The following is a 26,352-nucleotide window of genomic DNA, read 5'->3' as shown; positions in this document are numbered from 1 at the left end:
ACGGGAGAGGGCGGCGGCAAACACGAGGGGCTTGAAGGCCGAACCCGTCTGACGCTTGGCCTGGATGGCGCGGTTGAATTCGCTGCGGTCGAAGTCGAAGCCGCCGACGAGGGCTCGAACCGCGCCGGTGCGTGGTTCCAGCGCGACCAGCGAGACCTCGACGAGGGGTTTCTGCTCCAGACCCAGGGTGATCGTCGTCTCGTCGAGGGTCAAGATGCGGACGCGGGCCACATCCCCGCTGGCGAGGACGGCGTCCAGCTTCTTGGCGCCGGTCCATTTCCCCTCGGCCAGCGAGAGGGTTCCGGTGCGATCTCGCAGTCGCACGACGGCCGTCTCTGCGTCGACGGTTGAGATGAGACCATCCACGACGCTTCCGACCTCGAGCGGCAGCTCCCAGTCGCTGGAACTCCAGGCCTCCCGCCCGGCCTCGGCGACGTTCTCCAGTTCACCTCGCCATTCCTGACGACGGTCCAGACGACGGAGGCCGTAGTCGACGGCCCGGTTGGCGATCTCCTGGAGACGCGGGTCCAGGGTTGTCTGAACTTCGAGTCCGGACCGGTAGAGGCTGGAACTCCCGTAGTTTTTCTGCAGCCAACGACGGACCTCCTCGACGTAGTGCGGGGCGATGTTCGTCGTCCGTGGCGGGCGGGTGGGTGAGAGAGGCTGCTTCATCAGTGCCGCGGCCTCTTCGTCACCCAGAAAGCCCACATCGGCCATCCGTCCGAGGACGTGGTTTCGACGACGCAACGAACGTTCGGGGTGGCTGATGGGGGAGAGCGAAGTAGGCCGTTGGATGACTCCGGCAAGGGTGGCAGACTCGAGTAGGTCCAGATCCCGCGCCGACTTGCCGTAGTAGTGCTGCGCGGCCGCCTCGATTCCGTATCGGCCGTGGCCCATGTAGACCTGGTTGCAGTAGAAGCCCAGGATCTCTTGTTTGCTGTACTGGCGCTCGATCTCCAGGGCCAGGAGGAGTTCCTGGGCCTTGCGATGGATGTTCTTGTCCAGGGTCAGGAAGAGGTTACGTGCCAGCTGCTGCGTTATCGTGCTGGCTCCGGCGTAAAGCTCCATGCGACGGATATCGCTCCATACCGCCCGGGCGATCCCCTTGAAGTCCACGCCGGAGTGTGTGTAGAACCCCGAATCTTCGGTGGCGATCAGAGCCTGCTGGTACTGGAGGGGGATCTCGTGGAATCCGATCACGATCCGTCGCTGCTCGGCGAAGGTCTCGAGTGCGCCGCCGTCCCCCGAGAGTACGCGGGTCATCATGGGGGCTTCGTAGTTCTCGAGATTGTGCACGTCCGGAAGATCGAAGCGCATGTACTTGCCGAGAACGAGTCCTGCGATCAAGGACAACAGCACCAGGCCGCCGGCGTAGGCCAGCTTGCGGCTGGTGCGTCGTCCGAAGCGCTTCGCGGCCCACCCACGCCACTTATCGACGATTCGCATGGCGTAAGCATAACCTGCTGCCCGCTCCGACGCACCCGTCTTGCGACGCCCGCTAGAATGGTCACGGTTCCTGGATTTCGAGGCAAATGATGCGTCCGTTCCGACTGGTCAGCGAGTACGAGCCCCGCGGAGATCAGCCCGCCGCCATCGCGGCGCTGATGGACGGAATCGCGTCGGGCCTTCGGGACCAGGTGCTTCTGGGTGTCACCGGTTCCGGGAAGACGTTCACGATCGCCAAGTTGATCGAGGCGCTGGGTCGGCCGACGCTGGTTCTGGCGCACAACAAGACGTTGGCCGCTCAGTTGTATCAGGAGTTTCGTCGGCTGTTCCCCGAGAACACCGTCGAGTACTTCGTCTCCTACTACGATTACTACCAGCCCGAGGCCTATGTCCCCCAATCGGACACCTTTATTGACAAGGAAGCGACGATCAACGAGGAGATCGATCGCATGAGGCATGCGGCCACCCGGGCACTGTTCGAGCGACGTGACGTAATCATCGTCGCCAGCGTCTCGTGTATCTATGGTCTTGGCTCTCCCGAGGCGTACCACGGCATGATGCTGCTCCTCGAGAGTGGAAAAAGCTGCGAGCGAGACGGGATGCTCCGCAAGCTCGTCGAGATCCAGTACGAGCGGACCCACGATGACCTGCGTCGTGGGACGTTCCGGGTGCGGGGGGACACCGTAGAGATCTGGCCGTCGTATGCCGAAGATGGTCTGCGCCTGGAGTTCTGGGGAGACGAGATTGAGTCCCTTGCACGCTTCGATCCCGTCCGTGGAAAGGTTGTCGAGAAGCTCGAGCGGCAGCCGGTCTACCCGAATTCACACTACGTGACACCGGAGGCGACCCGTCGACTTGCGATGGCACGGATCGAGGAAGAGCTCCAGTCCCGTCTGGCGGAGTTGGAGAAGGATCGTCGGCTACTTGAGGCTCAGCGTCTTCACCAGAGAACCCGATTCGATCTGGAGATGATGAGCGAGGTCGGGTATTGCCACGGGATCGAGAACTACTCGCGTCATCTGACGGGTCGCAAACCGGGAGAGGCGCCGCCGACGCTGCTAGATTACCTCCCAGACGACGCCCTGACCATCGTCGACGAATGTCACGTGACGCTCCCACAGGTCCGCGGGATGTATCACGGCGACCAGTCGCGAAAGGGGACGCTCGTAGAGCATGGCTTCCGTCTTCCCTCCGCACTGGATAATCGGCCGCTCTCCTTCGACGAGTGGAACGAGAGACGCGGGCAGACGATCCACGTCTCCGCGACGCCCGCCGATCTCGAGTTGGAGTGGTCGGACGGTGCCATCGTCGAGCAGATCGTGCGCCCCACGGGACTGATCGAAGCGACCATCGATGTTCGCCCGATCGACGAGCAGGTCGACGACTTGCTGGCGGAGATCCGCGATCGCGCCAGTCGTAACGAACGCACGCTGGTAACGACTCTCACGAAGCGGATGGCCGAAGACCTGACGGAGTATTACCGCGAGGTCGGCGTCAAGGTGGAGTATCTCCACTCGGATGTTCTGACGCTCGAACGGGTGCGGATCCTACGGGAGTTGCGACAGGGAGAGTTCGACGTTCTCGTCGGAGTCAACCTGCTGCGCGAGGGTCTTGACCTGCCGGAGGTGTCGCTCGTCGCGATCCTCGACGCGGACAAGGAAGGGTTTCTCCGCAGCACCTCGTCCCTGATCCAGACGGTCGGTCGCGCCTCGCGGCATGTCGCGGGTACCGCGATCCTCTACGCGGACAGGATCACGGGCTCGATGAAGCGTGCGATCGAGGAGAGCGATCGACGTCGCGAGATCCAGGTTCGGTATAACGAGAAACATGACATCACCCCGGAGTCGGTTCAGCGCGCCCTCGACGAGATCATGGGCACACCGATCGCTGCCGACTATTCCTCCGTCTCCCTCGAGGAGGCCGAAGACGCAGAACTGCTGGATGACCCCAGTGCGTTGTTCGGCGAGATCCAGCGACTCGAGAAGGAGATGTATCGTGCGGCGGAACGGCTTGAGTTCGAAACGGCGGCCAACCTACGGGACCGGATCCGCTACCTTCGTGAGTTGACGCTCACGCCGATGGGCTAATGTAAGGTACGCAAACCATGCAGAATTCCAGAATCCCTTCCAGCCCACTATCTCGGGCGTCGATCGACGCGCTGGCTACCCCGGCGGGCAACGCCGATGTCGATCTCTGTTTCGGGGAGCTTCGCCTCCGATTGCGGAGCCTGCCCGAAGACCTTCTGGGTCGGATGCGAGAGCGCTACGGCCCCTACGTGCACGAGGTCGACCCGGTTTCCGATCCGGCCCTGACGATCGATGCGTTTCGGGAAGAGCGGCCGTACTTCATCGAGCCGCCGGAAAGATCGGAGACGAACCCCGTCATTATCAAGTGCGTCGAGTCCTGCGTAAGGTTTCAGAGCTACGTGGTCGCTGGGTGGTTCGATACCGAGTCGGGATTGGGGCGACTGGCGATCTCGACGGGGGACTACGATCTGCCTGAGCGCGGGGTCGAAAATTACCTGCGTTGTGCGGTCGCCTGGGTGGCGATCACTCGAGGCGGTGCGCTGGTTCACGCGGCAAGCTCGGTGCGCGATGGGCGGGGTTACCTGTTCTACGGAGAGTCGGGTGCCGGAAAGTCCACGCTCTCAAAGTCCAACCGGCGCGGTCAGGTCGTCAGCGACGATCTATCGCTCTTATTGGATAAACCGGGGGAAGGACTGCATCTCGTCGGGACACCCTTTCGAGGCACCTACGAGGACGGGGCGCCGGTTCTGGGGATGTTCCCGGTGGCGGCCGGGTTTCGTCTGATTCAGGACACCGACGTCAAGGTCGAATCCGTGGCCCGGATCGTCGCCCTCGCCGAACTGGTCGGTAACCTCCCCTTCGTCGCCGACAGCTTCCCGCAACGGGGCGATCTGTTCGCACGCGTGGAGACGACCTTTGCGGGCGTGCCGCTGAGACGCCTCCACTTCCGTCCCGATGACAGTTTCTGGGATGCCATCGATCGAGTGGACCTGTGAGTCTCGGCTCTCCACTGACGTTCGACTTCTCCGGCATTCAGACGACGTTCCACGGCTTACCCGCAGGCGTCGCGCAGCGTTTGCAGGCGGAGTGGTCGCAGTTCGATGCCGTGAGCGGGCAGGAGCCATCTCGATCGAAGTTGATCGTGCACTGTGTCGAGGATCCGCCGTTGCAGAATCCGGGGACGTTTCTTCCGAAGGCGATGCGACACACGTGTGACGCGGAGCGTGCGGAATTTTCGATGCCGGAGGGGTCCGTGACGGTGGAGCGTGATGGAACGGCCACGATGCGGATCCGACCCGTGGACGAGGGGCGGGATTTCTATACGGTATGCAACCTCCATCGTGCGGCGCTGTCGTGGTCGTTGCCGCGCTTCGGAGCTCTGCTGATGCACGCCGCCGGTATTGTCGTCGGCGACCGCGGGTTTGTGATGGTAGGCGCGCATGGTGCGGGGAAGACAACGTGGGCACGGATCGCGATGGACGCCGGGTATCACGTCGTGAGTGACGATGTGGTGATCGTCGACGGGATCGGCCGTGGGCCGCAGATCGTCGGCGCGCCGCTGGGTTCGACCCTGAAGGTGAAGTACGGGCGAGGACGTTGGCCGCTCACGGGGATCCTCGCTGCGCGTCACGGCGATCGACACCAACTCGAGCCGCTGTCCGGTATCGGGATCCACGCATCGGTCGTCGCCAATCTTCCGTTCATCAACGATGCGGTTGAGAACGATCGAGTCCTGACCGATCAGGTGGACCGGCTGATCGCCGATGTCCCCGCCGCCCGTCTGACATTTGCGCGGGACCCCGGCTATCTATCGTTGCTCGAGGCATGGGAATGAGTCCGGAGGGTGGGCGTTGGCCCGCCGCGGTAGAGGACAGCCTGGCGAACCTGCCGAGACGCCCCGGTGTCTACATCTATCGCGATGCGGCGGGGGATCCGATCTACATCGGCAAGGCCAAGAGTCTTCGGTCTCGTGTGCGAAGTTATTTCCAGCCTTCGGCCAATCATGGTCCCCGTATCGCCCGCATGGTTCGCGAGATCGCGAATCTCGAATTGATCGTCGTGGATACCGAAGTGGAGGCGCTGATTCTTGAATCGAACCTGATCAAGAAGCAGCGTCCGCGCTACAACGTCGTTCTAAGAGACGACAAGCACTTTCCCTATCTCAAACTGTCGTCACGGGACCCCTATCCGCGGGTCTCTCTGGTTCGGAAGGCCCGTCGCGACGGGAACGTCTATTGCGGACCGTTCTTGCCTGCCTCTACGGCACGACGATCGATGAAACTGGTGCAAAAACATTTTCGGGTTGCCACGTGCCGCGAGATCTTTGACGGCAAGCGTCGCCCCTGCCTGTACTACCACCTGGATCAGTGTCTCGCACCGTGCGCCGGCAAGACGAACGAGGACGAATACGGCCGCGCCGTCACAGACGCCCGTCTGTTCCTCGAGGGACGCGACACCGAGCTGCGTCAATCCGTCGAGCGTCGCATGCGAGAGGCAAGTGGGGATCAACGCTTCGAGGAGGCGGCCCGGCAGCGAGATACCCTGAAGGTTCTTGACAGGCTCGCGACCCGTCAGCGAATCAGCCACGTGGGCATGGAGGAACAGGACTACATCGCACACCACGCCGATGGTGGTCAGGTGGCGATCCAGGTGTTCGAGGTCCGCGAGGGCAAGGTTCAGACTCGCCGTGAGTTCACGCTGGAAAACGTCGAGACGCCAATCGAGGAGCTCTACGCGACCGTGTTGGCGCAGTACTACATCGATACGTTGCCTCCTCGCGAGGTCCTCCTGGGGTCGCAACCCGCGGACCAGGGTCTATTGCGCAATTGGCTCATGGATCGTCGCGGTTCCGCCGTGCGGCTGGCCGTGCCGGTTCGCGGGCCCAAGCACAAGTTCATGGAGATCGTCCGTCGGAACGCACGACTGGCGTTCGACTCTCGCTTCCGTGCCCATGACAGTCACACGGTGACCGGCCTCAACGAGTTGGCTCGGATTTTCGGCATGACGGAGCCGCCCAATCGAATCGAGTGTTTCGATATCTCGAACATCCAGGGCACGGACGCCGTGGCCTCGATGGTCGTCTGGTATCAGGGGCGGCCGAAGAAGGCCGACTACCGTTCGTTCAACATCCGCGGCGTGACGGGGCCCGATGATTTCGCCTCGATCGCCGAGGCCGTGACGCGTCGCTATCGGCGATTGATCGAGGAGAGTCGGACGCTTCCGGATCTTGTCCTGATCGATGGAGGGGCCGGGCAGCTGGGCGCTGCGGTAAGCGCATTGACCGCCGTGGGTCTGCCGGGTCTGCCGGTGGCGTCTCTCGCGAAGCGTGAGGAAGAGATCTACCTGCACGGGCGACAGGAGCCGATTCGTCTGGATCGTCATCAGCCGGCGCTTCAGTTGCTCCAGCGGATCCGGGATGAGGCACACCGCTTCGCGGTAACCCATCACCGCAATCGGCGTCGCCGACGCACGCTCAGGACCGGCCTGACCGACATTCAAGGCATCGGGCCGACCCTGTCGAAACGACTCCTGACCGCATTCGGCAGCCGACGGGCCGTGCAGGAGGCGACGGTCGAGCAGCTGAGCGATCACGTAGGACCCCGGCTGGCCGAGCGCATCCAGCGGCATTTTTCCTCCTGAGGCCCGATCGTGGCCAGGCCGGGGTACCGACCCTATATTTGGCCATCGGAAGGACGGAGCCGATAGGCATGACTCCTCGATCACGCATCGTTCGCACACTCTTCGCACTCGCCGTGGTTCTGGCGATCGTGGCGACGGCAGCGGTATGGCGTGTCCACCGTGCGACGAATCCACCGCTGGCGGACTCCTCGGGGATCGATTTCGCATCGATGAAGATACCGGTCGAAGAGATCGAATTTCGTGCGACTGACGGCGTGTCGCTCCGCGGTTGGTGGATTCCGGGCGAACCCGGAAACGCGCCGCTGGTCCTCTGTCACGACCGCGCCGAACGCAAGGATCGCTTGATCAATCTCGCGCTCGAGTTACACCGAGAGGGGTTCCCGGTATTGCTGTTCGATTTTCGTGGTCACGGAGAAAGCCAGGCCGCGACCAGCACGTTTGGGATCCACGAGAAGCGAGATGTCCTCGGTGCCATCGATGCCGTCGAACGCCTCGCACCGCAGGCGCGCGATATCGGCATCTTTGGCGTTGGCATGGGTGCCCAGGCCGCCGTACTTGCCGCCGGAGATCGCTCCACCGTTCGCGTGCTCGTCCTGGACCGTCTGGATCGAGAGCCCGAGGTCGCGATGCAACAAACGTTCTTCTCCGGCTGGGAGTTTGCGTCCGACCGACTGGCCTTCCTGCCACGACGGATTTTCGGCCTGATGCACGACGGCTCCGCGCAGGAGCGAGCAGAGAATCGCATCGATCAGCTTCCCGGTCGTTCGGTCTTGATGTTGGCTCCGGCCAACGATCCCCGATTGACCGAGGAGATGAAGTCGCTGGTTCGGCGGATTCCCGACGACGTCGAGTCGGATGGAAACCTCGTCGTCCTCCCAACAACCCTAGGAAACCAGCTCTACGGAGACCAGCTCGATCGTTATCACGAGAGAGTCTCGACGTTTTTCCGCGAGCGATTGCGCGGGTGATAGGCTGAGCGGCATGTCCGACGCCGTCTCAGACGACCTGGATCGTTTTCTCGAACGTTGTCGACAAGCGGTCGATGACCGATTGGACCAACACGTCCCGCCGCTCGGGACGCAGCCGGCAATCCTTCACGAGGCGATGCGATACACGCTGCTGGCGCCCGGGAAACGGTTACGCGGCGCGGTTCTGCTGGCGGTGGTCGAGATGCTTCGAGGGGATGTGGACGCGGCGGTCGATGTCGCGGCGGCGATCGAGATGGTGCATGCGGCGTCACTGATCCTCGACGACCTGCCATCCATGGACGACGCGTCCCTGCGACGTGGACGCGAGTCTTCTCATCGACGATTCGGCGAAGCGAACGCGATCCTCGCCGCCATTGGCCTGCTTAATCTCGGTTACGGCACCGTGTCGGGCTGTCGCGCCTTGACCGATCGGACCCGTGGAGAGATCGTGAGCGGCCTGAGCTCCGCCATCGGTGCCGAGGGCCTGGTGGGTGGGCAGGTCGCCGATCTGGAAGCGACGGGGACGAATCTCGAGTTGGATAGCCTGGAGTTCATCCATCGGAACAAGACGGGGGCCCTGTTCATCGTCTCCGCAGAGGCGGGGGCCTGGGTCGCCGGTGGCGGCAGGCGAGATCGCGAGGCGTTGCATGCCTATGCGAAGAACCTCGGATTGGCGTTCCAGATTACCGATGATCTTCTCGATTTCAGTGGAGATCCGGCTGCGACCGGGAAAGATGCCGGCCTGGATCGGGGGAAGACGACCTTCGTGGATCTGTGTGGTATCGAGGGTGCGCGAAAACTTACCGACCAACTGATTGATACGGCAATCCTGAATCTGAAATCATTGGGTCGTCGCAGCCACCGACTCGCCGCACTGGCCGAGGCCGTACGGGGTCGGGACCGCTAGCCACACCGGTCCATCCTCTGGCAGGGGTTCAGCGGCTACGGTATTTTAGGTTCCGGGGCAATTCCCGGCGGAGACAAGCATGACTGAGGGGTCGAAGCGTTGGATGTTGGGGTGTGCGATCGCGGGATTGCTGTTGGCGATGGTCGGTTGCCCGGCGGGTAACGGCGACGGTCGCGGCGCGGCGTCTCGACCCGACATCGTCCTCGTCACCGTCGATGGACTCGTTCCCGATCAGATGTCTCTGTTCGGAGGAGAGCTCGAGACGCCGATTCTGACGGCCCTCGCCGAGTCCGGTCGAGCCTGGTCCGACGGCATGACCGCAGTTCCCATGACACGGCCGGGGGTGGCGACCTATCTCACCGGCCTCGGTCTGGCCGAGCACAACGTTCGCGACGATATTCTTCACGGCCTCGACGATTCGATTCCTACCCTTGCCGAGCGTCTCGCAGCGGCCGGCTATGCGACGGTCGCGCTCCCGGATGCCGCAAGTCTCGGCGTCGACAGTGGGCTGCATCGTGGGTTCGATGTGGTGCGGGATCCGCCGAAGCCTCCGCTGTTCGGGGATCGGTTTCTCCCGACGATCCATGAGTCGAAGTCACTGGCGGAATCGGTGGGTGCCTATCTTGAGGGTGTGCCCACGGAGCAGCCCGTGTTCGCCTGGATCCACCTGTCGTCTCCCTACTACGAGCAGATGGTGATCGAGGGGAAGCTTCGGGATGGAGGCGCCACGGAGACTGAAGATACGGCTACCGAGGAATCCGCCGAGGCGAAGCCCGAGGGTGGGCTCTCGCGTCTCGATCGCTTCGTCGGGGGTGTCTTCGACGCGTTTCGCGTGGCGAATCGCTGGGACGGCAGCCTCATCGTGGTCGCCGGCAACCTGGGGCAGGTCGCGGGGAATCCTGATGAGATCCAGGGTGCGGGATTCTCGATGTCACCCGCAGCCCTCCGGGTGCCGATCATCGCCCGCGGACCCGAAGAGCTCGATCGCGACGCCGGCGACAGCGTCTGGTCGCCGGATGTGACGGCGACGATCGCCGCCGCCGCCGGAATCGAGTCCCTCGGGGCCGGGGTCCCATTAACGGAGCCCGGGGGGGATCGTGTGCTTCACGCCGCCAGTTGGGCGCTCCTCGATCAGATGAACTGGAAGCCGATTCGGGCGGCCCGTCACGGCCCATGGTTCTTGCGTGACGACATCACGGAGGGTTTCTCGAACCTCGACGGCGACGGGGTCGACGGGGATGACGACGTTCGCACCTCCCTCGAAGCGACCCTCGCCGACCTGGATCCTGCCCCACGCGTCGCCATCGAGTCCGAGAAGATCTCGCAGATCCTGGTGGATCTCGAGATCAACCAGGACCCAAGCCCCCTCGACGGCCGGAGCTTCGGGGACCCCGCCTCCCGAAAGAAAGTCGCCGACCTGATCTGGCGGGCTCGTCGAGCGGCGATTTCGCGGGATGGGGCGGCCGCCCTGCGCGGTTATCGTCAGGCGCTGGCGAGGGATCCGTCGAACTACGCGGCGATGTTGGACTTCGTTCAAATCCAGGCGCTCTCCGGAATAAGCGCAGGGGAGCGCATCTTCAAGAGATTGATGGCGGGATTCGCCGAGGACCCTGAGGCCCTTCACTGGGGCGCCCACCGCTTCTGGACGGATGACCGGGCCCGGTCGGAGACGATCCTGCTGGCGATCCTTCCCCACTTCCCCAACCACGGCGACATCCTTTACGATCTGGCCTGTGCCCGCAGCCTGGACGGAGATCTGGACGCGTCGGCCGACTACCTGCAGCGCTCGATCGATGCGGGCTTCGACGTACTCCGCCAGGCGTCTCACGACAGCGATCTACGAAACCTGCGCGACTCGGGTCGGTTGGCGGAGATTCTCAGGGAAGACCCGTCATGATTCGTCTCCGGGCAGCGGTCTGGGCCGGTGCGTTGGCGATCCTGGCGTCGGTGGGTTGTGACGGGGATACCTCGGAGGCGCGACGGGTTCTGTTTGTGACCCTTGACACGACCCGCGCCGATCATCTCGGCTTTTACGGGTACGAAGAGGCGGAGACCCCGAACATGGATCGGGCCGCGTCACGGGGGGCCGTCTTCGAGCAGGCGGTGTCTCAGGTGCCCACGACCCTGCCGTCCCACAGCACCATGTTCACCGGTCTCTACCCACCGGAGCACGGGGTTCGCTACAACCTCGTTTACAAGCTGGGTCCCGAGGCCGTGACGCTGGCGGAGGTCTTGCGAGACGAGGAATTCGCGACGGCCGCGTTCCCGGCTTCCTTCATCGTGTCGTCACGCTTCGGGATCGACCAGGGATTCGACACGTGGGACGAGCCCAAGGGCTCCGAGGATTTCAAGGGACCCGATCAGGCTTTCCAGCGCGATGCCAAGAGCGGCGTCGATCGTGCGTTGACCTGGATGCAGGGTCGTGAGGACGAGCGGCAGTTCGTGTGGCTTCACTTCTACGACCCCCACCTTCCTTACAAATTGCCGTTCCCGTACTCGGATCGTTTTCGCGATCGTCCTTACGACGGCGAGATCGCGTTCGTTGATGCGCAGCTGGGTCGGATCTTCGAGTGGCTCGACGACACCGGCGGCTGGGACGAGACTCTGCTCGTGGTCGTCGGGGATCACGGTGAGGGCCTCTTCGACCATGGCACACGAACCCACTCCTTCCTCGTCTACGATTCGACGCAGCACGTCCCCTTGTTCTTTCGTGGCCCCGGCATCGATCGAACCCGCGTCGATGAGCCGGTGGGGCTGGCCGACCTGATGCCGACCATCCTGGAGCTTCTGGAGATCGAGACCGAGTTGAAGTTCGGCGGGACGAGTCTGGTGCCGGCGCTGCACGGCGGTTCCATTCCTCAGCGCGAAATCTATGCCGAGACCCTCGCCGGGTCGTTGAACTACGGCTGGCAGGAGTTGCGATCCCTTCGGGACGGTCGCTACAAGCTGATCGACTCCGATCGACCCGAGCTGTTCGACCTTGCTAACGATCCCGGAGAACGGGATGACCTGGCCTCACTCGAACCGGGGCGCGTCCAGGAGATGCAGGCACGCCTGGCGGAGTTCCTGGAGTCGATGGAAGGTGACGTCGCCAGCGCCGAGCAGACGCCGATCGGCCTGACGGCGGCCGAACGGGCGCTCCTGGCGAGCCTTGGCTACACGGAGGGGAGTGGCGGTAGTGCGGAGAACGCGACCCATCCCCAGGATGTGGTTTTCCTCGCCGAGGATCTCGTGGCCGGCGCGGAGATGCTCAAGGCCGGAAACTACGAGCAGGGAAAGGAATTGGCGGAGTACGTCCTCGGGCTGGACCCTGCCAACAAGTGGGCGTTGCAACATCTCTCCAACGCATTTGCCTCCGAGGGCAAGTTCCAGGAGGCACAGGATGTCGCCAAGGAGTTCATGGATCGCTATCCGGATGCGGATCAGAGCTACATCAACTTTGGGCATATCCTGAAGGCCCGTGGGGACGACGCGTCGACGCTGGCCCATTTTCGTAACGCCAGAGAACGTTTTCCCGACTCGGAGTGGATCGCGTACTACGAGCTTCTGGCCGGATTCGACAACGATCTCCCCGAGGTCTGCGAAGCGATGATCCGAAAAGCGATCGACGACTTCCCGACGTTCTCTCCGATTACCGTCATGCTGGCCCGTTGTTCGGCACGCAATGGGGACCCCGATCAGGCCGTCAGTCTTCTCCGGATCGCGGTGGCCAACGGTTATGCGAGCATGTCCCTGGTGGAGGCTTCTGCGGACTTCGCAGACACTCTCAGGAGTGAAGCGTGGCGGAGTTGGCGGGAAGAGGTCGACGGGAAACTGAACGCGCTGCAATAGATGGCGAATCGTACCGTGTCATGACGGATCAGGATTATCACGAGGCGCTGCGGCAGCGCGGCTATCTGCAGAGTGCAGTCAGCCGTTTCGTCTTGCGGGACCTGTGGGTCGATGTCAAACGCCGGCGTGTCACGCGGGCGGCGATCAAGGCCGCAGTGGTCGGCGGGCCGGCGCTTGCCGCGCTCCTGGGTCTCATGGCGACACGGGGATCTCACGCGATTGCCGGTTGGCACGAGTTACCGATCCTGTTTCTCTACTTCCTGCCTCCGGTCGCGATCCTGCTGTTCCTCCTGGACCTCCTGGTGGCAAGCCTGATTGGCTTCGTCGCCCGTCGTCGACAGCCGAGAGGGCGTGACACCTGGCTCGCGGCATGCCTGGTCGCGCTGCCGGTTCTCGCCTATCTAGGACGACTCGGATGGCAGCGACGTAGCGAGGTCGGTGTCGAGGAACAACTGATGTTGGGGATTTTGTCCCTGGCCGTCTGTTGGCTGCTCGCCTGGCTCGCCGGACTCGTTTCGTTGAGCGCCATGATCGGACGGAGCGGTCGCCAGCCGAGCGGTCGTCCGATTCGCTGGTTCATCCTGCCCCTGACCCTCCTGTTGCTGGGAGCCCTGCTGGCCGTCGGTTTCTGGATTCCCGGAGCGACGCCGCCGTCCTCGCCGGCGTTCGAGATCGAGCCGGTCGCTCGACCGCTCGTCATCCTCGGTGTCGACGGACTCGAGGGTGGACTGCTGCAGGGGTTCGCGAGGGAGGGCGTGATCGACGGGCTGTTGGACGCCATGGAGCGCAGCGTCGTCTATCCGTTAACCCCGCGCGCCTACGCGGAACCGGCGCAGGTCTGGACGACGATGATGACCGGGTTTTCCGTCGATCGTCATCGGGTCCGAAACGCCGGCGTGGAGCATCTGGTCGGCCTCTCTCGCGATCTCGACGGAGGAGAGGGTGTCCTCCCGCTGGGGCGGGCGCTCCGTACCCTCGTCCCGACGCGGACCCGACCGCTCTCCGGGAGGGACCGGGAGGTGCCGACGCTGTGGGAGATCGTCGCCCGAAAAGAGACGGTCGTGGCGGTGGGCTGGTGGTCGAGCTGGCCCGCCGATCCCGGCGGCGACGGCTACCTGGTGACCGACCGTTTGCTCTCCAGGATCCTCGCCGGCGGGGAACCCCAGGACGATGTCAGGCCGCCGGCGCTTCATCGTCGTTTCGTGGAGACGCTGGGGCCGCTGGAAGCCGAGCTTCAGGAGACGTTCGAGACCGGTGTGGGGATCTCCGACGAGGAGCTGCGCGACTGGCTATGGCAATCGTATCTGATGGACGGATTCCATCTTCAGGCGGCCCGGATGGTGATGGCCGACCCATCGTGGGGGACCGCGCTGGTCTACCTGCCGGGGCTCGACGTGCTTCGAACACGTCTCGACCGTCGTCGCGCCGTGGGACGAGATGGGATCGAGTCCCTCGAATCCTACCTGCGTCTCCTGGACCAACTGTTGGAGCCATGGATCGCCCACGGCACGGGCTACGACTGGTTGCTGGTGGGGGACCCGGGCCGCTCTCAGGTCGACGGGGAGAGCGAAGGGATGCTGGTGGCCCACGGCAGCGGATTCCCCGCAGGTTGTGTCGGTCCGGTCCTGGATCGCCGGGCGTTGGCGCCGTTGGTGCTGCAGCTCCGCGGCTTTCCAAGGAGTCTGGAGATGCCCGGGTCGGCGCCGGCGGTCTGCCGCGGCGAGAGCGTCGGCTCCGACCGGACGATCTCCGGCTACGGACCGCCGCCGACCATGGGGCCCTTCTCCGACCGTCGTGGCGATCCGCAGATCATGGAGCGATTGCGCTCGCTGGGGTACGTGAATTGATAAATTACCCAAATGGGTCCCGGAATCCATTGCGACGGGACGATCTTGGCCGTAAACTTCTGGTGACCTCGACAAACCAGAACGATTTAGTACGGTATTTCCGCGGGAGAACTGTCCGTGACCGATAAAGCGTACCCACGCCGACACCCCGACACGGCCTATCGTGAGATCGGCGAAGAGGGCGGGTTGGTCGTCATGACCCAGCGGTCGGAGGTCAAGGTCTTGAACCCGGTCGGGGTCAAGATCTACGCCCTGTTGGATGGGGAGCACTCCAGTGCCGCCATCGCCGAGGCGATCGCCGAGGAGTTCGACGTCTCGACCGACGAGGCGGCGGCGGATGTGGAGGCCTTTGTCTCGCAGCTGCGGGAGAACGGCATGCTGGCGGAACCGACGGAGGAGGTCTCAGTTGAGTGAGAATGCGACGGAAACTAACCCGTATCGACGGATGGTCAATCAGGCGTTTCACAAGGCCTTGCCTCTGAACTGCCAGATCGAGATCACCTACCGATGTAATCACCTCTGCACGTTCTGCTACAACTCGCCCACCGGCGAGCGCGAGATGACCACGCCGCAGATCTTCGAGGCCCTCGCAAAAGTCCGGGAATTGGGCGTGTTGTATGTCACGCTGACCGGTGGTGAGGCACTCTGTCATAAGGACTTTTTCAAGATTGCCGTGGAGGCCCGGCGTCTGGGCATGGCCCTGCGGATCTACTCCAACGGCTACCTCCTGGCCGACAAGAAGATGGTCCGACGGGTGAAGGCTCTGAAGCCGATGGAGGTCGAGATCTCCATCCACGGATCCCGACCGGAGTCCCACGAAGCGCTGACTCGGATCAAGGGTTCCTTCAAGAAGACGGTCAAGGCGCTCGAAAATCTGGTGGCCGAGGGGATCAAGGTCAATCTGAAATGCCCCATCACGAATCTCAATCAGAATGAACTGTTCGAGATCCGAGATCTTGGTGACCGACTGGGGTTACGGGTCACCTTCGACGCTGTCATCACACCCAAGGACGACGGAGACCAGGACCCTTTGGCGCTGCGAGCTCAGGACGAGTTTTTGGATAAGTACTGGGGAGATTGGTATTCGGAACTCCACCACGGGATGATGCCGCCCAAGGCGAACCATTGTGCCGCCGATGGTTCGGTCAATTGTGGGACGGCTCGCTCGGGGCTGACCATCGACCCCTATGGCAACATTTTGCCCTGCGTGGCCCTCCGCCGGAAAGCCGGAAATATCCTTGAAACAGAGGACCTGGTGGATCTCTGGCAGAATTCTCCAGTCCTGAACGGAGCCAGGCAGCTCTCCGTAGATGCCCGAGAAAAACTGGACCATCACGAAAATGGACCTTATTTTAGTTATTGCATGGGGGTGGCGGAGACCCAGACCGGCGATCCGCTGGCGATGTACCCTCAGGCAGAGATCAATGCCAAGGCCGTCCGACAGCATTATGACCTTTTACAGATCGAGGACCCTGAAGAGAGGGCAAATTCTGCTTGAATTGCCGCGAGCCGCGGCGTATATAACCGACCGTGCCGGACAAATTTATCGTCCGGCGTTCTTGTAACGGAAGACCTTGAAAACGGGAAGGTCCCGTGTTGTCAGGGGGAGGCACATGAAGAAACAGTACGAACGACCGGCAATCATCCACACGGAGAAGCTTGAGACTCGGGCCGTTGCCTGCGGTAAAGCCGACGATGGCTGCGCGGGAATGGGCCCCATTCAGAGCTAAGCTTCCCCTGTTACACCCGGGGGGGTGGGTGCTCTCAGGCTCTTACCTCTTCCGCGAGTGATACATGGGACTTCGTTTAACGCTCCTCTCGAGGGGCGTAGCAGTGATAGGCGTTTCTTTCCTGGGACTCAGTGCCCTTGGAAACGCAGAAGAAGATCGGGCGTCGGGTGCTACACCCGGCGCCTTCGTTCTTCATGTCGAGGCTCCTGAGCCTGCCTTCTCTAATGGGCAGGACGGAACCCTCAAAGTTACGGCGCCGGGTTACGGTCCCTACGTGACCGAACCGGGGCAGCCGAACCTACCGGTCAAGACCTACCGCGTGGCGATTCCCAATGATGGGGAGCCGACGTTGAGTTTCGTTCTTGGTTCCCGCGAAACTTATCCCGGACGGATCCCCGAGCCCCATCCCCGATTCTTCGAGCGCGGAGGTCGGGCCGGCAGCCGCCTCCGTCGAAACCTGGACGCCCGTGAGTTGGACGGCGATGAAGCGCTTCGCCGGCAGGCGGAGTATCGACAGGACCCACGGATCTACCAGGGGTCTCGTCTGTGGCCCGAGGCCCCGGTCTGGTTGGGCCAGATCGGCAACCTCCGCTATCAGCGCTTCGTCGAGGTTCACGTCGCTCCCTACCGCTGGGATCCGGTGGCCGAGGAGCTGGTTGTCCATCGCCAGATCGAGATTCAGGTCGACTTCAACCGCCCCGCAGGAGCCCGTTCGACGACGACGGCCACGAGGGACTCTGCGGTCTTCGAGCGGCTCTATCGCGAAGCGTTCGTCAATGGCGACGAAGCCGCGGCCTTTCGTGTCCTCCCCGACGATCGTCCGGCTTCGACGGCCGGTCGTTCGATGTTCCCCGGCGCACGAAGAAAGATTCTCATCCGCGCCGACGGGATGGTCCGACTCGATCACACCCGGATGATGGGCAGTGGTTTCCTGGTCGAGCCGATCAACACGTGGCAGCTGGAGAGTCGCGGGGTCACGATCCCGCTCGATACCAACGATGACGGCGACGGGCTGCTGGAGCCCGGGGAATGGGTCCAGTTCTACGGCCAGGCACTGGACGAAGAGCCGGACGCAGAATTGAATCTCGATATCGCCAACACCGACGTCGACCTCTACGAGGCCCGGGACTTCGGCGACGAGAATGTCTACTTCCTGACCGTCGCAACCTCGGCCCTCCCCTTGATGGCGGCGGACGACGGCACACCCAACCTGGGCTTGACGCCTCCCACGGCGTTTCGAGCGACAGTGCACGAAGAGGTCGACTCGGAGTTCGGATACCGGCCCCTCGGCAGCGCAGATCCCTGGTACTGGCTGCCGACGCTTTCGACCGAGGCCACGTTACCGTCGGAGCGCACCGACACGGTCGCGTTGCCGGGGCTGGCGTCGCCGATGTCGGATCTCGACGTGCGTGTTCGCATCCGCGGGATCACCGAGGACTTCGGCGTGGACCCCGACCACAACACCCGGTTGACCGTACTGAACTCGGGTGCCCAGGTGTTGCAGAGTGACCAGCAGTCGTTCGACGGTCGCACGATCTTCGACCACGAGTTTACCTGGGTCTATCCCGGCATGGGCAATGCGCTGACCGATCCGGTGGACGTCAAGCTCGAGGTCCTGCCGGTCGCCACGATCCGAAACGACGCCATCCTGAACGAGATCGATCTGACGTATGACCGGACGTTCAGTCCGATCGGTGGCTTCATCGAGTTCACCTGGATCGACGAGGAGCAGGACTTTGCCATCGACGGGCTGAGTGATGCCACGCCGGAGATCATCGAGATCACCACCCTCGACGGCGATGAGATTATCCTCGCACGTCGGATCGATAACGCGACGGTTTCCGGAGCCGGCCCCTATTCGGTTCGCTTCAACATTCAGAACCGGCCCGATGTCACGGATGGCGCCGAGCGCCGGTTTATCGTCTTCGAGGATTCCGCGACGACGATTCCGGGGGATCCCGACTTCTTTGATGACGTGGTCTCGGACTTGCGGGATAACACGACTCAGGCCGACTACATCGTCATCGCGGCAGACGACGTTTTGGATGACACCCCGGGAATGCCGCTGGACCTGTTACTGAACTGGCGCGGGACCGCTGCCGGAGGCGATCTCTCCAGCAAGATCGCTCGCTACTCCGACGTGGTCGACGAGTTCAACCATGGCCTGCAGGGACCCGATGCGATCGAATCGTTCCTGCGCTGGGTCATGTCGACGGCGCCCGGAGAGGGTTGGGCCAACCCCAAGCCGTCCTACGTGCTGCTTCTGGGGGATGGTTCATTCAATTACAAGGGCGGGCCGGCCCAGGGCAACGTCCTGCCGACGCAGATCGTTTTTAAGGATGTGTTCGAGCTCGGCTACTACGCCAGCGACAACCTGCTGGCGGCCGTCATCGGCAACGACTCTATTCCCGACCTGATGGTCGGTCGAATCCCTGCGCGATCGACTGTCATCGCCAATCGAGTCCTGCAGAAGGTCCTCGACTACGAACAGTCACCGGCGATGGGAAGTTGGAAGAAGCATATCGTGACGATCTCGGATCAGGGCAAGCCCGGAAACAACCCCGGCGAGGCATTGCAGTTCGAGACGCTGAATAGCGACTCGCTGAGTCATCTACAGGGGCAGCCGTATACCAACGTCGATCTTCGCTATTGGACCGACTACATCGAACCCGGTGTCGGTAATGCGAACAACGTGATGCGTGCCGACATCATGGCGGAGGTCAACGGCTCCGGGATGATCGCGGACGGCGCCGCCCTGGTGCAGTTCGTCGGGCACGGAAATTTCATGGTCTGGTCCGACGCCGCGTTCTTCGACGAGAGAGACCCTGCATTCGACACTCTCGATCTGATGAACGGTCTTCGCCTTCCCTTCGTCCTGGCGCACAACTGCCTGACCGGTGGGTTCCACATCCCGGTAGAGAACACCCTCGGCGAGGGCTGGTTGAAGCGTGAGGGCGGCGGCGGTATCGGGGTCCTGGCACCGTCGTCGCTGTCGTTCGTGTTCGTCGGTGTCTTTGCGACCGAGAGCATCTGGGACGGTGCCTTCGGGCTCGCGAAGAAGCGGGCACTCGGTGAGATCTCGCTGGGCGTCTCCCTGAACCTCTGTGGACTGGGACCGGGGACGGTGGACTCCTGCCAGGCCTACGTCTTGCAGGGAGATCCGGCGACGCGACTCGCCTTGCCGGATGTCGCGCCGCCGACCGACTTGATCGCCACCGGCGGGAACGCTCAGGTCCAGCTGGACTGGACGGCCAGTACCGACGGGAGCGTCACGTATGACGTCTACCGCGCCACCCTTCTCTCGGGGCTCGGCTCCGGCTACACGAAGCTCAACATGGCTCCGCTCATGGGCCTCCAGTTCATCGATAGTACGGCGGTCAACGCCCAGGAGTATTTCTATTACGTGATCGCCGTCGACCCACAGAGCTTCGAGAGTCGTGCGTCCAACCTGAACAGCGATTGCGGAGGGGCGGAGATGGACTGTGTCCGGGTGACGCCCTTGAACCCCGGTCCGCCATCCGTGCCGTCGGGGGTGACGGTGACGGATCCAGGGACGGGCAGTCTGCTGTTCCTCGACTGGAATGCCAATCCGGAGACTGACCTGGACTTCTACACGCTGCACTGGGGGGTCGCAAGTGGGGACTATCCCAATGTCGTGCAACTCGATGACACGACGACGACACTTCCCGGTCTCCAGGTCGGCCAGGACTATTTCTTCGCGGTCACGGCGACCAACACCAGCGGCAACACGTCGGATTTCTCCGATGAGGTTACGGACTTTCCGGTCTTTTCGGAAGGGTTGCGTTCTCCGCGATTCGTCGATGATCTTCATGTCGACGTGAGTGGAAGCGACCTCGAACTGACGTGGTCCGAAGTGACGACGACGATCTACGGAAAGCCGCTGGTCGTGGAACGCTACGACATCTTCCGCGGGCCGGCCCCGGGCTACGGCAACGGCCAGATGGCCAAGCTCGACGAGTGCCTCGCACCCTGCACTTCGTACCCCGACCTGGGCGCCTTTGTGGCGGTGGAGAACTGGCAGTATCGGGTGCAGGCGGTCAGCAGCGATGGCAATACCGGCGGGCTCGGTGCGGACCTGCCCGATTGGGTCGACTTGTCGCTGGGTAAAACGTTGACACCGGGAGAACTCGTCCTGGTCTGGCCGGCGGTTACGACGACGACGACCGGGCAGCCGACCACCATTGCCGAGTACGAGATCTACGTGGGCGATACGCCGGTGACGCGGCTGGACATTCGTGACGGCGTGGTCGTTCCGTTCGCCACGACCTCCGACACGATGTTCGAGTTGATGCCGCCGTCCCAGAATCGGTTTTACTCGGTGCTGGCCGTGGACACCCTCGGCAATCGCAGCCCGTTCTGATCCGTCGCCCCATCCGATTCGGACAATCCCGACCCGTCGAGGCATAATCCCGGCGGGAGAGGGGCATGGACGACAAGCAAGCCAAAGACGATGAGCGAGACGTCCGGGCGGCGCGGGACGGAGACGCCCGCGCGCTGGAGTCACTCCTCGACCGTCATCAGGCTCGGGTCTTTCGGGTTCTACGATTGATGGGGATCCTTCTTGACGATCGCGACGATGTGGCGCAGGAGGTCTTCATCCGGATCTTCCGTCATCTCGGGAGCTACGACGCCAGGCGTCGCTTCGATAGCTGGGTCTATCGCATTACCGTCAACGCGGCCCACGATCACCGCTGTCGTCACGCCGGAAGGGTCCACCTGGATGCCGACGACCCCGGGGTCGCCCGTCAAATCCACGAGGAAGCCGAGCCGAGCGGGGGGCCGGATGCGGGGCTCGCGGCGGCGGAGAGTTCCCGTGAGCTGATGGGGCTGCTGGAGTCCCTGAGCGCTCGGGAACGGGCCATCTTCATTCTTTGTGACCTGGAAGAGCGCACCCCACGGCAGGTCGCCAGGGATCTGGCGATTAGCGCGATCACCGTCCGTCGTCATCTCGGGCGGGCCCGGAGGCACCTCCGGCGGCTGGTGGACGAAAAAGTCTAAAAAATCTCGGATCCGTTGATCGTTCTGGGCTCGGCGCCGGTATTCCCCTTTGTAACGGCTCTCTGGAGGTCTGCGATGGCAAGAAATCACGATCAACGCCATGACCGGCTGACACAACTGATCCGGGATAGCCGTAATCAGGACACTGGCGTCGAGCGCCTCAGCGCCGGCGGTCGAGACCGGGTCCTGGGGGCGGCGTGGACGGAAAGTCCCACGTCGACGGGAATTCCGTCCCTGTTCTTGCCGATTCGGCGTTGGACCTGGGCCGTGATGGCCCCCACCGTGGCGTTGGCGTTCGTGTTCGGGTCCATGTTTTTCACCGCTGAGGCCCCTGAGGCCGGAGCTTCGTTGCTTTCCATTGAAAAGCGCGGTGGGCAGGTCATTTTCAACATCGCCAACGGGGGACAACCCCATCGGGTCTACCGGAGCTCGTCCCCACAGGAGCTGGCGGATCCCTCCGATCTTCAACCGTTCGCCCAGGCCCAGGGAAGTTTTCGCGACTCGGTCCAATCGCAGGCCGGCGAGAGCAATTTGGTCTTTTACAGAATCGATTGAGTTTTTGCAGGATTTATCGAGTCTTTTTGGAAATGCCGAGACAAATCAAGTGTCAAAGCTTTTAAAACTTATGGTCACACCTGAGAACCATCGCTCCGGGGGGCTGTTTGCGCAGCATAAACCCCTTGACGATTACAGGCTTACGGGTACATTTAGGGTCGCGCGGGCGGCCTGTACCTGTCCGTCCTGGAGTCACAAGAAGGGGCTTACGGGGCTGTGGGATGGGGTGGTTTTGACCGTGGAGGAGAATTCATGAGGAAGAGCACGTTCTTGGTGGTCGCCGCTGGCCTGGCCGCTGCCCTTGTAGCGGGCGGCCTATTTGCGTCCAACATGGGCTTCAAGCTGAACTACGAGATTCAGGATTCCGTCGCCGCCGGTGGCGGTTCGGGACAGAGCACCATCGCTCTGCCGTTCAATCAACAAACCAACATTGGTGATGCCTTTGATCTGATCACGGACATCAACACCGCGGCCGGAGGCTCGGTCGTCGCGCAGGTGGCGCAGTTCGACGCGCAGACCAACCTTCTCGCGTCTTACAACGGTTCCATCGGTACCGCGTTCCCGATCCTCGGTGGCGAAGGCTACGTCGTGCAGGTCACGTCGCTGGTCAACTACGTCATCGTCGGTTCTCACGACCCGAGTCTGGTTGTCGCCCTCGACGCCCAGGGAACCAATGGTTCCGCCAGTGGTCAGAACTTCATCGCGTATCCGTACCACTCGACGTCAGCGGATGCGAAGGATCTCATCGACGAGGTCGATGCTGCTTCTGCTCCGGGGAACACGGTGGCGATCAGTTTTCTCAGCAAGACGACCAACTTGCTGAATTCTTATAACGGCTCCATCGGCACGGCGTTCCCGCTCGTCGCTGGTGAGTCCTACGTGATCCAGGTCCTGGCCGACGTTGCCTGGGTCCCTTCGCATTACTAATTATTCGACGCAGGAGGAGTAACGAATTATGAAATCTGTAAGCAAGATTGGATTGGGCCTTGTGCTCGTGCTGGCGCTTGCTGTCTTCGTGCAGCCCGCCGCCGCAGCGTGCGGCGGTACGGACGGCGCCTTCTGGGCCTTCGACGGCGCGACGCGAGTCGTCTCGAACCCCAACTGGTGTGGTGGCTACGGCTGCTACGAAAACACGGTCGCGGGTCCGTTGAAGACGGCCATCACGCCGAACCTGTCCGTGGACTTCTGGCTCGCCGGTTCCGGCGACCCGGTCATCAACGACGGCGCTGCGACTGGCTCCGGTGTGGATAGCGGTCTCTTCGATCGTTCCAACTGGATGTATGGCGCCGGTGGCGGTAACGACATCGACGGTTACTACTCCGGTAGTTACTCGTATGTCATGTACGCTGGCCTGGTGAACTGGAACCGTGCCGGTATCGACGGCTGTATCTCGGACAGCAACGCTGTGCCGAACCGCTGCCTCTGCGTCCAGTTCTCTGATGAGATCGACGGCGTTGGCTACTTCGCGACCCTCGGTGGCGACGTGGCGGCAAACGGCAACACGACGTTTGTGTCCCCCGGCACGATTCAGCTCCAGCCCATCCCGCGACTGAGTATCACGGGTTCCAGCGCTGCGGGTGAGAATGTCAACCTGACCGTTTCGCTTCCCGACGCCAGCGGTGGCGTGAATGATGCCTGCGGTTGTGCCCCGGTGACCTACCGCGTCTACTCCCAGACCGTCAACCGTGGCGACCTCGCTCCGGTTGATCGCGCCATCGGCGCCGGCTGGACTCTCGCGGGTGAGGCGACGGACGTGCTCGCGTCGGTCGCTGTGGCTGTCGATTGTTCCGGTGGACCGGCGACGGGTGTGGATGCCTATCTCGGCGCCAGCCTCGTCTTCCCCGACGGATACGAGACCGCCGTGGTCTCCATGGACTCGAATCGCGTCGAGTGTGGTACGACCCTTGCGGATCCGGATAGCCCGGCTCGCGTCCGTCCGGGTTCGGATCTCAACATCCGGGAGCGTGGCAGCCGTCGCGGCCGCTAGTAGCTGATTCCTTCTGCTGAAGGCAGAAAGGGCTGCGGGGCTTATGCCTCGCAGCCCTTTTTCTTTGAAACGGTTACCGCGTGGGTCGGACCCAGACCTGATAGCGATGCCCATCCACCCCCAGCTCGGTCTGCTCCGGCTGCCAACCCGCCACAGCAAACGCCTCGAGGACCGTGTCCTGCAAACTAAAGTCATGCCAAAGCAACCGATCCACCGTGGGGTGGGCATCCAGGAAGGCCGGCAGGTCGGTGCCCCGCAGCGGCAGGCCGACGAAACGCCGACCGGGATAGGTTCGGAGTAACGCCTCGGGATGGTATCGACCGCTATTGACGAAGTAAGCGTCGTGGACGATCAGACGGGCAGGGGCGGTGGCGTCCGGAAGAGGCGTCATCGGAGTGGGTGCCAGGGACGGTAGTCCCACCAGGACGAACAGCGCGATGAAGCCGGCGCGAAGACCCCGTCGACTCGGTTCCGACGCAACGACGGCGGCGCCGAGAATCATCGCCGGAAAGATGGCGACGTAGAGTCGGAAGAAGTTCGCCGATCCGGTTGCGTCCAGCAAGAAGAAGTAAGCAAGCGTGGCCAGCGCCGCGCCGCGCCAGGCCCAACGGCGGCAGAGCGCCAGGGCACCGAGGCCCAGCAGCAAGAACAGCAGCCAATCCAACCGTAGAAGCCATTGGGGGAGCGACACGATCGTCCGATGGAGCGCGGCCAGCGCGGCCTGGATCTCCGGGTGGCGCTGGAGGAGCAGCGTCGAACCGAGGTCGAAGCTGTCACCACGAACGGCGAGGCCATCCCAGGTGTAGACCCACGCCTCGGCAGAGAGGATACGGGCGTTGCGGGCGAAATGGGCGAGAAGAGGCAGCGCCACGCCGGCGATGAACGGGAGCCCCCGTCCAGGGCGCCGTAGGAGCCCCAGGAGCAGGATTCCATTGAAGAGGAGGTTCAGCCTCAGAACCAGGGCCAGGCCCAGGACGACCCCTGCCAGGAGCGCTCTCCAGGGGCTTCTTCGCGGGTTCACCGCCAGCGCGAGGAAGACCAGGGCCACCGCCAGGGCCTCGGACCCGTCGTGACAGGTGAAGGCGATCAGCGGGCCCAGGGTGGCGGTGAGGGCCGCGCCCCAGGCGGCGGCGGCCGGGCGGTCCGGCAACTCGAACTGAAGCGCACGGAAGGCCAGGGGGACGCAGAGCAGGGAGAAGGCGGCGGCGACCCAGCGCATCCCGTCTCCGTCAGTCAGCAGGGCGCTGAGCCGATACCAGAGCGGGTTGTACCAGAGATAATCCTGTCCCTCGAAGAGGGTGAATCCCAGGCCGGACCGAAGGTTGTCGACCAACTGCCGGTGTCGCCAGGGGTCGTAGGGCGAGATCGGTTGGGCCAGAAGAAATCCGACCCGAAGTGCGCCACCGACGAGAAGGGAGATTCCAAGAACCCATAGCGGTCCCCGGAGATGGGGGCGTGGCCCGGGCTGGGTTGTGGAACGTGTCATCGAGTCTCGGCGTCGGGATCCCTGTCAAAGTAGGACGAGGCCAGCGGACCGGCGTTGAACAGGAGATCCAGGATGCTGACCTCGGGATCGAAGGGCGGGTGCAGCTGTGGATACTCCGGATAGTCGTAGGCCATGAACTCCACCTCGATACCATCGCCATTCAGCGCATCAATGTCCAGATAGTTCTGCGCCGAGGGTCCCGTGAGATAGCGATCGGCTCCCACACGATTCAGAAGGGTCTGGATGCGCTCCGAGCCCTCTCCTGGAACATCGTCGAGTTCGCTGGCCCGCAGGAATCGCGTCTCCCCGAGTCCGAGTTGCGAGGCGACGCAGTGGGTCGCGTGGATGGTCAGATCGACCAACCGCTCATGCCGGTCGCCGTAGATCCGATCCAGCAGGGGCGTCATCTCTTTCCAGTGCGGAGCGCGCGCGTAAGCATGCTCCAGACTGCGTCGATGCGTCACGCGCCAGTCGTGCTCCCAGTGGATGCGGATCTCCGAGAGAGGGGTCCGCGCCTGTTGGGATCCCTTGCGCTGGACCGGGATCGTGAGCCAGCGACTCCCATCGGCCGACTTGATCCGATTCCGGTTGCGCCAGCCTCGTGCGTCGTACGGCGCCGTATCCAGGAAGACAAACGTATCCGCCCGTCGGATCTGATCGAAGTATCCGCGCCAGGGGATGTACGACGGCTGAAGGATCACACACAGCATCAGGTTCTACCGATCAAGCCTAAGGGTCGCCGGGGCTCAACGCCAGTATCCAGTGCGATTCTAGATAGGTGAGGCTCTGCTGTCGCCAGCCGAGCTGCCGGGCGGTGTCGCGAAACGCGTCCAGGTCGACGGTACTGCGCTCGATGTTCCACTGGTCGGAGAAGCGAAATCGCGGTAGCAGCGTCGAAACGACTCGGTAT

The 26,352-nt window shown here is 63.0% G+C and carries 20 protein-coding genes; 16 read left to right on the top strand and 4 right to left on the bottom strand.

From position 1 onward, the window contains the following. A partial coding sequence (locus OES25_15120; protein ID MDH3628976.1) for a transglycosylase domain-containing protein occupies nucleotides 1-1,446 on the bottom strand: 1,446 nt, incomplete at its 3' end. A gap of 86 nt (nucleotides 1,447-1,532) precedes the next feature. Between OES25_15120 and uvrB the strand changes: the two genes are divergently transcribed. The 16 genes from uvrB to OES25_15040 all read left to right on the top strand — a co-directional run bounded on the left by uvrB (nucleotide 1,533) and on the right by OES25_15040 (nucleotide 23,956). Next, nucleotides 1,533-3,533: an excinuclease ABC subunit UvrB gene (uvrB, locus tag OES25_15115; GenBank protein ID MDH3628975.1), complete on the top strand. Its 2,001-nt coding sequence runs from the start codon at nucleotides 1,533-1,535 to the stop codon at nucleotides 3,531-3,533. 17 nt (nucleotides 3,534-3,550) lie between these two features. After that, nucleotides 3,551-4,468 carry a hypothetical protein gene (locus OES25_15110; protein ID MDH3628974.1) on the top strand — a complete coding sequence of 306 codons (918 nt, stop codon included), beginning with the start codon at nucleotides 3,551-3,553 and terminating at the stop codon, nucleotides 4,466-4,468. Continuing rightward, nucleotides 4,465-5,307: a hypothetical protein gene (locus OES25_15105; protein MDH3628973.1), complete on the top strand. Its 843-nt coding sequence runs from the start codon at nucleotides 4,465-4,467 to the stop codon at nucleotides 5,305-5,307. Before OES25_15110 ends, OES25_15105 begins: the two co-directional genes overlap by 4 nt. Continuing rightward, nucleotides 5,304-7,112 (top strand): excinuclease ABC subunit UvrC, encoded by a 1,809-nt coding sequence (gene uvrC, locus OES25_15100; GenBank protein ID MDH3628972.1) that lies wholly within the window; start codon nucleotides 5,304-5,306, stop codon nucleotides 7,110-7,112. Before OES25_15105 ends, uvrC begins: the two co-directional genes overlap by 4 nt. Nucleotides 7,113-7,180: 68 nt before the next feature. Continuing rightward, a complete protein-coding gene (locus OES25_15095) occupies nucleotides 7,181-8,080 on the top strand; it encodes an alpha/beta fold hydrolase (protein ID MDH3628971.1) in 900 nt (299 codons plus the stop codon). Between the two features lie 13 nt (nucleotides 8,081-8,093). Then, nucleotides 8,094-8,987 (top strand): polyprenyl synthetase family protein, encoded by an 894-nt coding sequence (locus OES25_15090; protein MDH3628970.1) that lies wholly within the window; start codon nucleotides 8,094-8,096, stop codon nucleotides 8,985-8,987. 79 nt (nucleotides 8,988-9,066) lie between these two features. Beyond that, nucleotides 9,067-10,884, top strand: coding sequence for a sulfatase-like hydrolase/transferase (locus OES25_15085; protein MDH3628969.1), 1,818 nt, complete (start codon nucleotides 9,067-9,069; stop codon nucleotides 10,882-10,884). Further along, nucleotides 10,881-12,818 carry a sulfatase-like hydrolase/transferase gene (locus OES25_15080; protein MDH3628968.1) on the top strand — a complete coding sequence of 646 codons (1,938 nt, stop codon included), beginning with the start codon at nucleotides 10,881-10,883 and terminating at the stop codon, nucleotides 12,816-12,818. The genes OES25_15085 and OES25_15080 overlap by 4 nt, the downstream gene beginning before the upstream one ends. Before the next feature lie 20 nt (nucleotides 12,819-12,838). Next, nucleotides 12,839-14,665, top strand: a complete 1,827-nt coding sequence (locus OES25_15075; protein ID MDH3628967.1) for an alkaline phosphatase family protein — start codon at nucleotides 12,839-12,841, stop codon at nucleotides 14,663-14,665. A 117-nt stretch (nucleotides 14,666-14,782) separates the two neighbouring features. Then, complete coding sequence (locus tag OES25_15070) at nucleotides 14,783-15,079, top strand: PqqD family protein (protein MDH3628966.1); 297 nt, start codon at nucleotides 14,783-14,785, stop codon at nucleotides 15,077-15,079. Beyond that, a complete protein-coding gene (locus tag OES25_15065; GenBank protein MDH3628965.1) occupies nucleotides 15,072-16,163 on the top strand; it encodes a radical SAM protein in 1,092 nt (363 codons plus the stop codon). Before OES25_15070 ends, OES25_15065 begins: the two co-directional genes overlap by 8 nt. Nucleotides 16,164-16,669: 506 nt before the next feature. After that, complete coding sequence (locus tag OES25_15060) at nucleotides 16,670-20,776, top strand: C25 family cysteine peptidase (GenBank protein ID MDH3628964.1); 4,107 nt, start codon at nucleotides 16,670-16,672, stop codon at nucleotides 20,774-20,776. 65 nt (nucleotides 20,777-20,841) lie between these two features. Continuing rightward, the gene (locus tag OES25_15055) at nucleotides 20,842-21,414 is read left to right on the top strand and encodes an RNA polymerase sigma factor (GenBank protein MDH3628963.1); all 573 of its coding nucleotides are present in this window, start codon (nucleotides 20,842-20,844) and stop codon (nucleotides 21,412-21,414) included. Nucleotides 21,415-21,489: 75 nt separating this feature from the next. Next, on the top strand, nucleotides 21,490-21,969 hold the full coding sequence (locus tag OES25_15050; protein ID MDH3628962.1) for a hypothetical protein: 480 nt from the start codon (nucleotides 21,490-21,492) through the stop codon (nucleotides 21,967-21,969). A 252-nt stretch (nucleotides 21,970-22,221) separates the two neighbouring features. Continuing rightward, the gene (locus OES25_15045; GenBank protein MDH3628961.1) at nucleotides 22,222-22,896 is read left to right on the top strand and encodes a hypothetical protein; all 675 of its coding nucleotides are present in this window, start codon (nucleotides 22,222-22,224) and stop codon (nucleotides 22,894-22,896) included. Between the two features lie 28 nt (nucleotides 22,897-22,924). Next, nucleotides 22,925-23,956, top strand: a complete 1,032-nt coding sequence (locus OES25_15040) for a hypothetical protein (GenBank protein MDH3628960.1) — start codon at nucleotides 22,925-22,927, stop codon at nucleotides 23,954-23,956. 73 nt (nucleotides 23,957-24,029) lie between these two features. Here OES25_15040 and OES25_15035 read toward each other — a convergent pair whose 3' ends face one another. From OES25_15035 to OES25_15025, 3 genes are all read right to left on the bottom strand, one after another. Continuing rightward, a complete protein-coding gene (locus OES25_15035; GenBank protein MDH3628959.1) occupies nucleotides 24,030-25,442 on the bottom strand; it encodes a hypothetical protein in 1,413 nt (470 codons plus the stop codon). After that, entirely contained in the window at nucleotides 25,439-26,152 is a 714-nt protein-coding gene (locus OES25_15030) for a WbqC family protein (GenBank protein ID MDH3628958.1), read from the bottom strand. The genes OES25_15035 and OES25_15030 overlap by 4 nt, the downstream gene beginning before the upstream one ends. A gap of 19 nt (nucleotides 26,153-26,171) precedes the next feature. Further along, the coding region (locus OES25_15025; protein MDH3628957.1) for a hypothetical protein at nucleotides 26,172-26,352 on the bottom strand (181 nt) is incomplete at its 5' end.

Source organism: Acidobacteriota bacterium (genome assembly GCA_029861955.1).
GTDB lineage: Bacteria > Acidobacteriota > Polarisedimenticolia > Polarisedimenticolales > Polarisedimenticolaceae > JAOTYK01.
This window is presented reverse-complemented; position numbering and strand designations above follow the sequence as displayed.

Bases quoted from the DNA above. Each gene is read 5' to 3' on its own strand.
- OES25_15110 (MDH3628974.1), top strand. From the start codon at position 3,551: ATGCAGAATTCCAGAATCCCTTCCAGCCCACTATCTCGGGCGTCGATC.
- OES25_15030 (MDH3628958.1), bottom strand. From the start codon at position 26,152: ATGCTGTGTGTGATCCTTCAGCCGTCGTACATCCCCTGGCGCGGATAC.
- OES25_15050 (MDH3628962.1), top strand. From the start codon at position 21,490: ATGGCAAGAAATCACGATCAACGCCATGACCGGCTGACACAACTGATC.
- OES25_15095 (MDH3628971.1), top strand. From the start codon at position 7,181: ATGACTCCTCGATCACGCATCGTTCGCACACTCTTCGCACTCGCCGTG.
- uvrC (MDH3628972.1), top strand. From the start codon at position 5,304: ATGAGTCCGGAGGGTGGGCGTTGGCCCGCCGCGGTAGAGGACAGCCTG.
- OES25_15035 (MDH3628959.1), bottom strand. From the start codon at position 25,442: ATGACACGTTCCACAACCCAGCCCGGGCCACGCCCCCATCTCCGGGGA.
- OES25_15085 (MDH3628969.1), top strand. From the start codon at position 9,067: ATGACTGAGGGGTCGAAGCGTTGGATGTTGGGGTGTGCGATCGCGGGA.
- OES25_15080 (MDH3628968.1), top strand. From the start codon at position 10,881: ATGATTCGTCTCCGGGCAGCGGTCTGGGCCGGTGCGTTGGCGATCCTG.
- OES25_15040 (MDH3628960.1), top strand. From the start codon at position 22,925: ATGAAATCTGTAAGCAAGATTGGATTGGGCCTTGTGCTCGTGCTGGCG.
- OES25_15045 (MDH3628961.1), top strand. From the start codon at position 22,222: ATGAGGAAGAGCACGTTCTTGGTGGTCGCCGCTGGCCTGGCCGCTGCC.
- OES25_15090 (MDH3628970.1), top strand. From the start codon at position 8,094: ATGTCCGACGCCGTCTCAGACGACCTGGATCGTTTTCTCGAACGTTGT.
- OES25_15055 (MDH3628963.1), top strand. From the start codon at position 20,842: ATGGACGACAAGCAAGCCAAAGACGATGAGCGAGACGTCCGGGCGGCG.
- OES25_15075 (MDH3628967.1), top strand. From the start codon at position 12,839: ATGACGGATCAGGATTATCACGAGGCGCTGCGGCAGCGCGGCTATCTG.
- uvrB (MDH3628975.1), top strand. From the start codon at position 1,533: ATGATGCGTCCGTTCCGACTGGTCAGCGAGTACGAGCCCCGCGGAGAT.